Origin of the sequence: Terrabacter aeriphilus, from assembly GCF_039542985.1 — a bacterium.
In the GTDB taxonomy this organism is placed as follows: domain Bacteria; phylum Actinomycetota; class Actinomycetes; order Actinomycetales; family Dermatophilaceae; genus Terrabacter; species Terrabacter aeriphilus.
In genome coordinates, this window is sequence record NZ_BAABIW010000006.1 from 71,524 (window position 1) to 84,037 (window position 12,514).

At 72.7% G+C, this 12,514-nt stretch carries 11 protein-coding genes; 8 read left to right on the forward strand and 3 right to left on the reverse strand.

Annotated features, from left to right (window positions below; translation table 11 throughout):
• Positions 1 to 154 precede the first annotated feature (154 nt).
• The 6 genes from arfA (at position 155) to ABD979_RS02605 (ending at position 8,297) form a co-directional block, all read left to right on the forward strand.
• Positions 155 to 1,681 (forward strand): arabinosylfuranosidase ArfA, encoded by a 1,527-nt coding sequence (gene arfA, locus ABD979_RS02580; protein WP_345505867.1) that lies wholly within the window; start codon positions 155 to 157, stop codon positions 1,679 to 1,681.
• On the forward strand, positions 1,678 to 3,027 hold the full coding sequence (locus tag ABD979_RS02585) for an ABC transporter substrate-binding protein (RefSeq protein WP_345505868.1): 1,350 nt from the start codon (positions 1,678 to 1,680) through the stop codon (positions 3,025 to 3,027). Before arfA ends, ABD979_RS02585 begins: the two co-directional genes overlap by 4 nt.
• A gap of 4 nt (positions 3,028 to 3,031) precedes the next feature.
• Positions 3,032 to 4,018 carry a carbohydrate ABC transporter permease gene (locus tag ABD979_RS02590; RefSeq protein ID WP_345505869.1) on the forward strand — a complete coding sequence of 329 codons (987 nt, stop codon included), beginning with the start codon at positions 3,032 to 3,034 and terminating at the stop codon, positions 4,016 to 4,018.
• A complete protein-coding gene (locus tag ABD979_RS02595) occupies positions 4,015 to 4,842 on the forward strand; it encodes a carbohydrate ABC transporter permease (protein WP_345505870.1) in 828 nt (275 codons plus the stop codon). The genes ABD979_RS02590 and ABD979_RS02595 overlap by 4 nt, the downstream gene beginning before the upstream one ends.
• A gap of 162 nt (positions 4,843 to 5,004) precedes the next feature.
• Complete coding sequence (locus ABD979_RS02600; RefSeq protein WP_345505871.1) at positions 5,005 to 7,242, forward strand: family 43 glycosylhydrolase; 2,238 nt, start codon at positions 5,005 to 5,007, stop codon at positions 7,240 to 7,242.
• 116 nt (positions 7,243 to 7,358) lie between these two features.
• Complete coding sequence (locus ABD979_RS02605; protein ID WP_345505872.1) at positions 7,359 to 8,297, forward strand: glycoside hydrolase family 43 protein; 939 nt, start codon at positions 7,359 to 7,361, stop codon at positions 8,295 to 8,297.
• Positions 8,298 to 8,495: 198 nt separating this feature from the next.
• Here ABD979_RS02605 and ABD979_RS02610 read toward each other — a convergent pair whose 3' ends face one another.
• Positions 8,496 to 9,188 carry a zf-HC2 domain-containing protein gene (locus tag ABD979_RS02610; protein WP_345505873.1) on the reverse strand — a complete coding sequence of 231 codons (693 nt, stop codon included), beginning with the start codon at positions 9,186 to 9,188 and terminating at the stop codon, positions 8,496 to 8,498.
• Complete coding sequence (locus tag ABD979_RS02615) at positions 9,185 to 9,673, reverse strand: sigma-70 family RNA polymerase sigma factor (protein WP_345505874.1); 489 nt, start codon at positions 9,671 to 9,673, stop codon at positions 9,185 to 9,187. The genes ABD979_RS02610 and ABD979_RS02615 overlap by 4 nt, the downstream gene beginning before the upstream one ends.
• A 131-nt stretch (positions 9,674 to 9,804) precedes the next feature.
• On the opposite strand from ABD979_RS02615, the gene ABD979_RS02620 reads away from it, so the two are divergent.
• The gene (locus tag ABD979_RS02620; RefSeq protein ID WP_345505875.1) at positions 9,805 to 10,662 is read left to right on the forward strand and encodes a uracil-DNA glycosylase; all 858 of its coding nucleotides are present in this window, start codon (positions 9,805 to 9,807) and stop codon (positions 10,660 to 10,662) included.
• Here the strand turns inward: ABD979_RS02620 and ABD979_RS02625 are convergent.
• Entirely contained in the window at positions 10,646 to 11,617 is a 972-nt protein-coding gene (locus ABD979_RS02625) for an ArsR/SmtB family transcription factor (protein WP_345505876.1), read from the reverse strand. The two genes, ABD979_RS02620 and ABD979_RS02625, sit on opposite strands and share 17 nt — an antisense overlap.
• Positions 11,618 to 11,866: 249 nt before the next feature.
• Between ABD979_RS02625 and ABD979_RS02630 the strand changes: the two genes are divergently transcribed.
• Positions 11,867 to 12,436, forward strand: a complete 570-nt coding sequence (locus ABD979_RS02630; protein WP_345505877.1) for a M23 family metallopeptidase — start codon at positions 11,867 to 11,869, stop codon at positions 12,434 to 12,436.
• The last annotated feature ends 78 nt before the right edge of the window (positions 12,437 to 12,514 follow it).

Consider the following 12,514-nt stretch of genomic DNA (forward strand, 5'->3'; position numbering starts at 1 on the left):
GGGCGTGCCCGCGCCCCACCCGCAGCCCACCCGTCGCCCGCGCGCAGGGGTCTGGACAGATTTCGGTAACCGTTGTAATTTTCAGGCACACGCCAGCTGGGTAACCGTGGCAACGACGGCACGACCCCGGCACCGATCGGTCAAGGAGGACCGGATGGGAGAAGCGACGGTACGGCTCGACCCCGCCTTCACGGTGGGGCCCGTCCGCCCGAGGACCTTCGGCTCCTTCGTCGAGCACATGGGCCGCTGCGTCTACACGGGCATCTACGAGCCCGAGCACCCCGACGCCGACGAGCTGGGCTTCCGCACCGACGTCGCGCAGCTCGTGCGCGAGCTCGGCGTGACGACGGTGCGCTACCCCGGGGGCAACTTCGTCTCCAACTACCGGTGGGAGGACGGCGTCGGCCCCAAGGCCGACCGTCCCACGCAGCTCGACCTCGCCTGGCGCTCGGTCGAGACGAACCAGGTCGGCACCGACGACTTCGTCGACTGGGCCCGCGGCGTCGGCGTCGAGCCGATGATGGCGGTCAACCTCGGCACGCGGGGCATCCAGGAGGCCGTCGAGCTGCTCCTCTACTGCAACGCCGAGACGGGCACGAGCTGGCCCGACCGGCGCGCCAAGAACGGGCACACCGAGCCGCACGACATCCGCGTCTGGTGCCTCGGCAACGAGATGGACGGCCCGTGGCAGATGGGCCACAAGACGGCCGAGGAGTACGCCCGGGTCGCCGAGGAGGCCGCCCGCGCCATGCGTCGCTTCGACGACACCCTCGAGCTCGTCGCCTGCGGCTCCTCCAACCGCGGCATGCCGACCTTCGGCACGTGGGAGCGCGTCGTGCTCGAGCGCTGCTTCGACCTCGTCGACCACATCTCGGCGCACGCCTACTACGAGCCCGTCGACGGCGACGTCGACTCCTTCCTCGCCAGCGGCGAGGACATGCACCGCTTCATCGAGTCCGTCGTCGCGACCGCCGACCACGTCGCCGCGGTCAAGGGGTCCGACAAGCGGATCATGGTCAGCTTCGACGAGTGGAACGTGTGGTTCCAGGGCCGCTTCGACGGCGAGAACTCGCTCGCCATCCGTGAGGCGCCCGAGCTCATCGAGGACGTCTACGACGTGACGGACGCCGTCGTCGTCGGCAGCCTCCTCATCACCCTGCTCCAGCACACCGACCGCGTCGCGATGGCGTGCCAGGCGCAGCTCGTCAACGTCATCGCCCCCATCGCCACCCGGGCCGGGGGCGGCGCGTGGCGCCAGACGATCTTCCACCCCTTCGCCCTCACCGCACGGTATGCGCGCGGCACCGTCCTGCGCCCCGCCGTCGTCTGCGACGTGGTGCAGACCAAGGCCTTCGGCCCCGTCGACCAGGTCGTCGTCACGGCCACGCACGACGAGGAGACCGGCGACCTCGCGGTCTTCGTCGTCAACCGCAGCCGCACCGAGGCCACCACGCTGACGCTCGACGTCGCGGCCGCCGTGGGCGGCCACGACACGGCATACGCCCTCGTCGAGCACCTCACCCTGCACGACGACGACACCTCGGCCACGAACACCGAGGAACACCCCGACCGAGTCACGCCGCGCCCGGGGGACGCGGCGGTCGCGGGCAGCACGCTCACGGCAACCCTGCCACCCACCTCATGGCACTGCATCCGCCTCTCCGAAGGGACCGTTCAATGACGAACACGACCTCACCCTCGCCGCTCTCGCGACGCACCGTCCTCTCCGGGGCGCTCGGCCTCGCCGGCATCGCCGGTCTCGCCGCCTGCGGCTCGGGATCGGGCGCCGTCCCCGGCCAGGCACCCGCCGTCTCCGCCGGCGGCGGCGCCACGGGCTACGCCGGCCCCAAGGTCGCCCTGCAGTTCTGGAACGGCTTCACCGGGGGCGACGGCCCGTTCATGAAGCGGCTCGTCGACCAGTTCAACTCCGAGCACGCGAACATCGCCGTCAGCATGAACACGATGCAGTGGGCCGACTACTACGCCAAGCTGCCCGCCGCGGTCACCGCCGGCAAGGGACCCGAGATCGGCATCATGCACGTCGACTCCGTCGCGACGAACGCGGCCCGCAACGTCATCCAGCCGCTCGACGACGTCGCCACGGCGCTCAAGCTCGACGAGAGCGACTTCGCACCGGTGCCGTGGAAGGCCGGTGTCTACAACGGCAAGCGCTACTCGATCCCGCTCGACGTGCACCCGCTCGGCTTCTTCTACAACAAGACGGTCATGGAGAAGGGCGGCATCGACCCCGAGAAGCCGCCGATGACGGCCGACGAGTACATGGCGGCCCTCGAGACGATGAAGGGCAAGGGCGTCGAGGGGCACTGGGCGAGCCCGTTCCCCTTCACCGGCGGCCTGTCGATCCAGTCGCTCATCTACCAGTTCGGCGGGGCGCTCTTCTCCGACGACGCCAAGCAGGTGCTCTGGGCCGACGACGCCGGCGTCAAGGCGGTCACGTGGTTCCAGGACCTCGTGACGAAGGGCTACTCCGCGGGCAAGATCGCCCAGGACGCCGACATCGTGGCGCTGCAGAACGGCCGGACCGCGTTCAACTGGAACGGCATCTGGACGATCAACACGCTCAAGGAGAAGTCGGGCCTCGAGTGGGGTGTCGCGCCGCTGCCCAACATCGGCGGACAGAAGGCCGCGTGGGCCGGCTCGCACCAGTTCGTGCTGCCGACGATGCGCACGTCCGACGAGAACAAGCAGGTCGCCGCCCGCGTCTTCCTCAACTGGATCAGCACGAAGAGCCTCGAGTGGGCCAAGGGCGGCCAGGTGCCGGCCCGCAACTCGGTGCGCGACTCGGCCGAGTTCAAGGCGCTGACCGACCAGGAGACGCTGGCCACCCAGATCGACGACCTGCACTTCCCGCCGGCCGTCGCCGGCATCGGCGACGCCATGCCGGAGTTCGACAAGGCCGTCAACGCCGCCATCCTCGGCGGGCAGGACCCGAAGACGGTCCTCTCCGACGCGGCGGGCCGGGCCACCAAGATCCTCGAGGCCAACGCGAAGAAGTACGGCGGCTGACCCGATGGCTGTGACGACGGCACAGCCCACGAGACCCTCCTCGGGAGCACCGCCCGCGCCGGGCGGGCGGCGCTCCCGAGGAGCGACATCCGGCATCCACGGCTCACGGTGGACGCCCTACCTCTTCCTCACCCCCTTCCTCGTCCTCTTCCTCACCTTCGTTGCGGTGCCGGGCGTGCTCGGCATCTGGATCTCCTTGCACGACTGGGACTTCCTGCTGCCCAACAAGCCCTTCGTCGGCGGCCAGAACTATGCCGACCTGCTCGACAGCGGTTCGCCGCAGTTCGAGCCGTTCTGGAACGGCATGAAGGCGACCGGCATCTTCGTCGTCATCAGCGTGCCGTTCCTCGTCAGCCTCCCGCTGCTGCTCGCGATCGTGCTCAACCGGAAGTTCCCGGGGCGCACCTTCTTCCGGGCCGTCTTCTTCGCGCCGTTCGTGCTCGGCGTGGCGGTCGTCGGCCTCATGTGGCGCTACCTGCTCGACCCGTCGTTCGGCATGGTCAACGGCCTCCTCGGCGCCCTCGGGCTGCCCGACGACACCGCGTGGACCACCGAGCAGCCGTATGCGTGGATCTCGCTCGCCGCCGTCACCATCTGGTGGACGATCGGCTTCAACGCCGTCATCTACCTCGCCGGCCTGGCCGACATCCCCGTGGAGCACTACGAGGCGGCCGAGATCGACGGAGCGAGCGCCTGGCAGAAGCTGCGCTACATCACCATCCCCGGCCTGCGGCCCGTGCTGGTCTTCATCGTCGTCACGACGATCCTCGCCAGCGCCAACATGTTCGGGCAGAGCTACCTCATCACCAAGGGCGGGCCGGGCGACTCGACGCGCACGGCGATCATGGAGATCACCGACCTCGGCCTCTCGCAGTACCGGATGGGCCAGGCGTCGGCCATGAGCTACGTGCTCGCGGTCTTCCTCGCGCTCGTCTCACTGCTCAACTTCTGGCTCCTGCGCGAGAAGAAGGCCAAGGGGGAGGCGTCGTGAAGCGCCGCAACGGACCGCTCTTCTGGGTCGGGATGGGGGCTCTCAGCCTCGTCTTCATCGGTCCGCTCCTGCTCGTGCTGCTCACGGCGTTCAAGTCGGCGAGCGAGTCGCGCACCGTGCCACCGACCTACTTCCCGTCGGAGCCGAGCCTGCGCGCCTTCGACGTGCTCTTCTTCCAGGACGCCGCGAGCCCGGTCCTGCGGTGGTTCCTCAACTCGATGGCGGCCGCGACCATGCACGCCGCGCTCGTCCTCGTCGTGTGCTCGCTCGCCGGCTACGCCCTGGCGCGCATGGAGTTCCGCTTCAAGAAGGCGATCTTCACGGTCATTATCCTCACGCTCTTCGTGCCGGGCTTCATCTTCCTCATGCCGAACTTCCTGCTGCTCGACAAGCTCGGCTGGCTCGACCAGATCTGGGCGCTCGTCGTGCCCGGGGCGGCCGGGGCCTTCGGCGTCTTCTTCATGCGGCAGTTCTTCCTCGGCCTGCCGAGGGAGCTCGAGGAGAGCGCCCGCCTCGACGGCGCCGGACCCTTCCGCACGTGGTGGTCGATCGTGCTGCCCAACGCCAAGCCGGCCCTCGTGACGCTGGGCGTGCTCAGCTACCTCGCGAACTGGAACGACTTCATCTGGCCCATCTACGTGCTCTTCTCGCCCGAGCGCCTCACGCTCCCCGCCGGCCTCAGCCGCTTGCAGGGCGCGTACACGATCGACTACCCCGTGGTCATGGCGGGCGCCATGCTCGCGGCCATCCCCGTCCTCGCGCTCTACGTCTTCGTGCAGCGCTACGTCATCGAAGGCGTCGCGAGCAGCGGCGTCAAGGGCTGAGGAGTCCGTATGCGTACACCGACGTCCCAACGGACCCGCGGCCTCCGCCGTGGAACCGCTTGCCTCGCAGCACTGGCCACCGCTGTCGGTGTGACGGCGGCTGCGCCCGGCGTGGCCGCCGGGTCACCGCGCCCGGCGGACCGCGCCACGTACGAGAACGCCGTGTCGGACCCGTTCTCCGACACCTTCGCCGACCCGTCGGTCATCCGCGGGAAGGACGGCTGGTGGTACGCCTACGCGACGTCCGACCCGCTGCGGGCCGGCGACGCCCCCGGGGCGATGCACATGGCCCGCACCCGCGACTGGTCGAGCTGGGAGTACCTCGGGACCGTCTTCGACGACACGAACCGCCCGGCGTGGGCGACCGCGTCGGCGGGTCTGTGGGCGCCCGACATCCGTTACGTGGCAGGCCGTTACGTCCTCTACTTCACGGTCACCGACACGACGCTCAACCCTGGCGACGACGCGGCGATCGGCGCCGCCACGGCGCCCTCGCCGTCGGGCCCCTGGACTCCCGCCCCCGCGCCGGCCGTCCCACCCCGGCCGGCGCCGGGTGGCGGGTTCCTCTGGACGTTCGACCCGGCCGGCTTCACCGACTCGGACGGTCAGCGCTACCTCTACTTCGGCAGCTACTTCGGCGGGCTGTGGGCGACGCGCATGTCGGCCGACGGGCTGACGCCGGTCGGTGACGCCACGCAGGTCGCGATCGACAACCGCTACGAGGGCTCCTACGTCGTGCGGCACGGCGGCTGGTACTACCTCATGGCGTCGGCCGCGAACTGCTGCGCCGGGCCGACGACGGGCTACTCCGTCTTCGCCGGGAGGTCACGCTCGCCGATGGGGCCCTTCGTCGACGCGGAGGGCACGTCGCTGCTCACCTCGCGCGTCGGCGGCACCCTCGTGCTGACCCAGAACGGCAACCGCTTCGTCGGCGCCGGCCACCACGCCGTCGTCACCGACGCGGAGGGCCGCGACTTCGTCGCGTACCACGCGATCGACCGGACGAACCCGTGGCTGGCGCAGCCCTTCGGGATCAACCGCCGGCCGATGCTCCTCGACCGGCTCGACTGGGTCGACGGCTGGCCGCGCACGCGCGCCGGCGCCGGCCCGTCCGACACGCGCCAACTCGCCCCGAGCCTCGCGTCGGGCCTCGGCATCACGGCGACCGACCCGGCCGCGCGGGGCTTCCGCGGTCTGGCCCGGGGCCCGGTCGACCCGGTCGGCGGGCGCACGGGGCTCGTCCGCGGCACCGCGTCGACGACGGCACCGGCGCCCTCGGGGCCGCTGCACGTCCGCCTCGACCACCGCGGCGCCGAGCCGCTCCGGGTGCAGGTCGGGGGCGACACCGCCGTCACGGTCACCCTCGACCCGAGGCACCGCCGGCTCACGGCGCAGGTCGACGGACGTGGCCGGCCACGCGCCCTGTCCACCGCGCTGCCGACCCTGCCCGCCGGGGCGTGGCGGACGCTGACGATCGAGACGGGGCGCGACGGCGTCACGGCCGAGGTCTCCGAGAGCGACCTCGCCGACGTCGTCGCCCGCGTCGCGGTCGACACCGACGCCCGACACGACGCCGGCGACGACCGCTCCAGGGGCGCGGCCGCGCACCGGGCCGGTCGCACGGGCGCGAACACGGGCACGGGCCCGGCCGTGCGCCTCGTGAGCGCCGGCGCGGTCGTCGACAACGTCGTCGTCACGCCGAAGGCGCAGGACGCCCGGCGCCTCGCCGCCGAGCCGCGTGCCGGAGCCCTGCTGTCGTCGGAGGACTTCGACGACCCGATCCTCGCCGGGTTCAGCTGGGTGCGGCGAGACCCCGCCGTCACGGTCTCGGGAGGCAGCCTCCGCTGGCCCGTCGAGGGCACCGACCTCGTCGGCGACGGCAACACGGCGAGCGTGCTGCTCCACGACACCCCGGGCGACGGCGACTGGATCGCCGAGGCGAAGACGACCCTCGACCTCGGTGTCGACACGGTGCGCAACTACCAGCAGGTCGGGCTCGTCGCCTACGAGGACGACGACGACTTCGCCCGGCTCTCGAACGTCGCCATCTGGAACACCCGCCAGACGGAGTTCGGCCGGGAGACGGCCGCAGACCCGGGCGACCCCGACGGCCCGACGAGCTACGGCGGCGCCATCGTCGGCACGTCGGCGCCCACCCTGTGGTTGCGGCTCGCGCACCACCGCAACGCCGCCGGCGAGCACCTCTACCGCGCCGGCACGAGCCGCGACGGCACGCACTGGACGTGGGGCGCGACGTGGACCTTCCGGGCCGGCACCTCGCCCCGCATCGGCCTCGTCGCACACGGCGGTGCGTCCCCGGCCGTGACCGCCGCGGTCGACCACCTGCGCTTCTACGCCTCCCGCTGGCCGGCCGACGCGGGCGCGGGCCGCGCCGGATGAGACGCCGCGCCACCTGTTCCACCGCCACCGCTGCCCTCGCCGCCGTGCTGCTCGCCGGCTGCGGGGGCGGCGCCCAGAGCCCCTCCGGAGGACCCGTGACCCCGTCCACCCCCGCCGTGACCCCCGAACCCGCCCAGCCCTCGGATCCGACCGAGGCCGCCGCGACGAACCCGGTGTGGCCGAGCAACTTCCCCGACCCGCAGGTGCTGCCCGACGGTGACGGTTGGGTCGCGATCGCCACGAACGGCAACGGGATGAACGTCCAGACCCTCGTCAGCGACGACCTCGCGACGTGGAGCCAGGGCAGCGACGCCCTGCCGCAGGTGGCGTCGTGGTCGACGTCGGGGAAGGTGTGGGCCCCGGAGGCGCACCGCTTCGGCGACCGGTGGGTCATGTACTACACGACGATGGCGCCCGACCCGGCCATCCAGTGCATCGGCCTCGCCGTCGCCGACGACCCCAAGGGCCCCTACCGCGACACGAGCAGCCAGCCTCTCGTCTGCGAGGAGGAGCAGGGCGGCTCGATCGACGCCTCGCCCTTCGTCGCGTCGGACGGCACGGCGTACCTCTACTGGAAGAACGACGGCAACGCCGTGGGCATGGACACCTGGATCTCGGTGCAGCGGCTGTCGCCCGACGGCCTGCGGCTCGAGGGCGAGCCGAAGCGGCTGATCCGCCAGGACCTGCCGTGGGAGGGGCAGCTCGTCGAGGCGCCCTACGTCTGGGAGCGCGACGGCGTCTTCCACCTCTTCTACTCCGCCAACGACTACGGCAGCGACAGGTACGCCGTCGGTCACGCGACCGCGTCGTCGCCCACGGGGCCGTTCCGCAAGGACGACGAGCCGGTGCTGACGAGCACGGACGTCGCGGCCGGCCCGGGCCACTGCGCGCTCTTCGAGCAGGATGGGCGGGTGCTGATGGCCTACCACGCCTGGGCGCCGGACTCGATCGGCTCCGAGGTGCCCGGCCGCACGATGTGGCTGAGCGAGGTGACCTTCGACGGGGCGGCGGTCACGGTCACCCCGCCGGCGACGACGCTCCCCGAGGGCCTCTGACGCATCGGTCGGGACGCGTGTATCAGCGCGCCTGTGGCGCGCACTGACGGGCAGGGGATCGGTGCGGGGCCCAAGGGGGCGGCCCCGCACCACACCCGACACGCTTGGGCGGCTGGCCCGTTGAGGTACGTTAACCGCCGTCAGGGCCCGGAGTCGTCGACCTGCGCAGTCGCGGACCGGGCCCCCAGCGCGCCCAGCTCAGGTGCGGGCCGACGCCAGCACGCGACCGGTGCCGGTGCGCACCTCGAGCGTCTGGATCTCGTTGGGCCGCAACGCCGTCGCGCCGGTGACGCGGGAGTAGCCGGCAGGCGTCGCCCGCCACGAGGCCGCCGTCGTGGCCCGGCCGTTGCGGTCGACGACCCAGAGCAGCAGCTCGCCGTCGGTCGGCATGTCCTCGCAGTCGATGTCGAGCTGCGTGCCCCAGCCGCGGGTGACGAGGGCGACGTCGATCTTGACCGCGCTGCCGGGGGCGGGCGCCGCGACGACGTGCGTCGTGGGCAGGGCCGGTGTGTCCGCGGCGAAGAGGCTCGGACCGAGCCAGGCGCCCCCGGCGAAGACGGCCGCGGCCGCAGCCGCGGCCGCGAGCGAGAGCCCCGCGCGCCGGCGCCGGCGTCGGGCGGCCACCGCCGTCAGCAGGCTCGCCACCCGGTCCTCACCGGCTCCGCGGACGACCTCCTCGGGCGCGCCGGGCTCCGGCGCCGAGAGGTGCGGCCCCCCGGTGGGACCGGCGAGGTCGAGCAGGCGCGGCAGGCCCGAGACCTGCCCGAGCTCGGTCTGGCACTGCGCGCACGTGCGCAGGTGCTCGCTGAAGGCGCGGTGGTCGGCGTCGGACAGGCCACCGAGCACGAACGCGCCCAGCAGCACGTGCAGGTCGGTGGGGTCGGTGGTCATCTCGTCACTCCCATCTCGTCGAGGATGACGCGCAGGTTGCGCACGGCGTAGTAGGCCCGGGACTTCACGGTGCCCTCGGGGATGCCCACCCGGTCGGAGGTCTCCGCCACGGTGAGGCGTTCGTAGTAGAGGCAGCGGACGATGTCGCGGTGGTTGGTCTGCAGCCGGCCGAGGGCCTCCTCGACGAGCACCTGGTCGAGCGCCCGGTCGAGGGCGACGTCGGCCTCGGCGACCTCGACGAGCTGGGTCTGCTGCGGGCGCCGGCCGGCTGCGCGGTGCTGGTCGACGATGAGGTGGCGGGCCGTCGTGATGAGGTAGGCGCGCAGGTTGTCGGCCGCGGGCGCCTGCTTCCAGACCCGGAGGATGACCTCCTGGACGATGTCCTCGACGCGGTTGGGGTCGCTCGTCGCGCGCCACACGACCCGGCGGAGCATCGGCCCGTGCTCGCGGTAGATCTCCGCGACGGCCTCGTCGTCGAGCGGCATGCCGCGTCACCCCCCTTCCTCTGCCCGTCGTCCTCGGCCCGTCGTCCTCGGCCCGTCATCCGTCCCACAGCGGAGACGCCCCGGGCCCCGTCGAGGTTCACTCCCGGCGTCGTCGGCCTACCGTGACCACCATGCCATCGTCCTCCATGCCACCGACCTCCATGCCGAACCCGGCACCGCACCCGGTGACCGGCGAGCTGTTCCCGTCTCCCGTGCCGCCGGGGTCGGGCTGGCCGGGCGACCCGGCGACGGTTCGCACCCCGGTGGCCACCACCGCGGACCAGGTGCGGCGGCTCGCCGAGGGTGCGGACGGCATCCGGGAGCTCGACGCCCGTGTCAGCGTGTGCCGCGCCTGCCCGCGACTCGTCACGTGGCGCGAGCACGTCGCGATCGACGGGCGGCGGGCCTCGTTCGCCGACCAGCCCTACTGGGGAAGGCCGGGGCCGTCGTTCGGCGACCCGGACGCGGAGGTGCTCGTCGTCGGCCTCGCGCCGGCGGCCAACGGCACCAACCGCACCGGCCGGATGTTCACGGGCGACCGCTCGGGGGACTGGCTGTACGCGGCCCTGCACCGGGGCGGCTACGCGAACCAGCCGACGTCGGTGGCCTCCGGCGACGGACTCGAGCTGACCGGTCTGCGCATCGTCGCGACCGTGCGCTGCGCGCCTCCCGCGAACAAGCCGACGACGGAGGAGAAGGCGACGTGCGCCCCGTGGCTCGACCGCGACCTCGAGCTCTCGGAGCCGCGGCTGCGCTCGATGCTCGCGCTCGGCTCGATCGGCTGGGACGCCGCGCTCGGCGCGGCCAGACGGCGCGGCTGGTCGGTGCCGACCCCCAAGCCCCGCTTCGGCCACGGCGCGGAGGCGGTGCTGACGCTGCCGGGCGGGCGCACCGTGCGGCTCCTCGGCAGCTACCACGTGAGCCAGCAGAACACCTTCACGGGCAAGCTGACCGAGGCCATGCTCGACGAGGTCATCGCCCGGCTCTGACCGGCCCGTCGGCGGGTGCCAGCAGGGCGTGGCCGGCCGGTGTCGCGGAGTAGAGGACCGACTTGCCGGCGCGCGCGCCGCGCACCAGTCCGGCCCGCCGTAGGCCGTGCAGCTGCTGGTTGACCGCCGAGGGCGTCTTGCCGAGCGCGGCCGCGAGCTCGGTCGTCGTGCGGGGCTCGGCGAGGGCCGCCAGGAGGTCGGCCTTGGCGCGGCTCAGCAGCGCGGCCGCGCGCACGGGCGAGTCCGGGCGCACCGCCTGCCGCTGCCCGCGGGCGGGGTAGATCACCATCGGCGGGGCGGCGTCGCTCGAGGGGTGCGAGGCCGCCAGCGTGAAGAGCGAGGGCACGAAGACGACCTGGCGCCCGCGCACCGGCGCGGCGTAGGACGGGCCCATCCGGCTGCGCGCGCGCAGCGCGGTCTCGTCGACGCTGATGCTCGGGTGGAGCTCCGAGAGCGCCTGCAGCAGCCCGAAGCCGGCCGACCGCGCGGCGCGATGGCGCACGTCGGCCTCGAGGATGCTGCGGTGGCGCAGCCAGAAGGCCGCGAACGCCCACGTCCAGTAGGCCTCGAGGGCGACGAGGACGCGGGTCAGCACGGCGGCGGAGGGGCCGTTCACCGCCGGCGGCGGGCAGCCGGGCCAGAGGCGGTCGAGGTCGTGCATGAGGGCCCGCGGCGGCGCGGCGGCCAGCGACCGCAGCTCGCTCGTGAGGCGCGGCGACGGCGACTCCGGCCGCGGGTTGACGACGTCGGGCGTCGAGAGCTCGTCGTTGACGAGGGCGAGCAGGGTGCTGCGGTGCGGCCTCGCCTCGGGCCGGTGCAGGAACGACTCGGCCACGGACGACGCATACGTCCCCGGCGCGCGCAGCCCTCGCAACGACAGGCACATCTCGTTGAGCGGGGAGATGCCGAAACGGCACGTCACGACGTCCATGGGGGTCATCTCGTAGCGCAGCACGCGATCGCTCCTCACCGATGGCGGCGTCCAACCGGGGCTCCCTCACCGTGACACGGGGCGGCCGGCCCCGCCACCGGGGGCGGTCCTGACGCGGGGGCCGACCGTGTCGATGAAGCCCGCCCCTTCAAGGATTGCCGCCCGCCCCCGCCGACGTCTGGACTGGGCGCAGCGCCGAGCACCACGACGCAGCTCACCGCAGTCCCACCCTGCAGTCCCATCCTGCAGTCCCCCCTCCGAGAGGAAACGACCATGCCCACGACCATCAAGCAGCAGCAGCAGCAGCAGCGCCGCCGCCGGCTCGGCGTCCTCGCCAGCACCGTGGCGCTCGCCGCCACCACCGCGTTCACCGGGGCCGGCACGGCGTCGGCCGCCGGCTACTTCGAGGCGCCCTACCCCGCGGGTGAGAGCTACACCGTGAGCCAGGGCAACGGGGGCGGCTACTCGCACACCGACGCCTACAACCGCTACGCGTGGGACCTCGCCCTGCCGGAGAACTACGAGGTGTCGGCCACGCAGGAGGGCACGATCGTCGTCTCGAACTGGTCGCCCTACTGGCAGAACGGGATCGAGGTCATCATCCGTCACCCCAACGGGCAGTGCTCGCAGTACGCCCACCTCAACCAGTCCTTCTTCGAGCCCGGCGACTGGGTGCCGCAGGGCCGCGTCGTCGGCTACACCGGCCAGACCGGCGCCGCGTCCGCTCCGCACCTGCACTACTCCGTCATCGACTGCAACACCCGGGTGTCGCAGCCCTCGACCCTCGAGGGCTACGTGCCCGGTGGCGGCGCCGCGCTGCTCAGCTCCAACCAGCGGGCGTAGTCGGCGGTCACCCAGGCCGTATGCCGTGGGCGCACAGGGGTGCCCACGGCACACGGCCCCACGCTCGGGCATGGCAGG

Bases quoted from the DNA above. Each gene is read 5' to 3' on its own strand.
- ABD979_RS02620 (WP_345505875.1), top strand. From the start codon at position 9,805: ATGCCATCGTCCTCCATGCCACCGACCTCCATGCCGAACCCGGCACCG.
- ABD979_RS02630 (WP_345505877.1), top strand. From the start codon at position 11,867: ATGCCCACGACCATCAAGCAGCAGCAGCAGCAGCAGCGCCGCCGCCGG.
- ABD979_RS02615 (WP_345505874.1), bottom strand. From the start codon at position 9,673: ATGCCGCTCGACGACGAGGCCGTCGCGGAGATCTACCGCGAGCACGGG.
- ABD979_RS02585 (WP_345505868.1), top strand. From the start codon at position 1,678: ATGACGAACACGACCTCACCCTCGCCGCTCTCGCGACGCACCGTCCTC.
- ABD979_RS02610 (WP_345505873.1), bottom strand. From the start codon at position 9,188: ATGACCACCGACCCCACCGACCTGCACGTGCTGCTGGGCGCGTTCGTG.
- arfA (WP_345505867.1), top strand. From the start codon at position 155: ATGGGAGAAGCGACGGTACGGCTCGACCCCGCCTTCACGGTGGGGCCC.
- ABD979_RS02590 (WP_345505869.1), top strand. From the start codon at position 3,032: ATGGCTGTGACGACGGCACAGCCCACGAGACCCTCCTCGGGAGCACCG.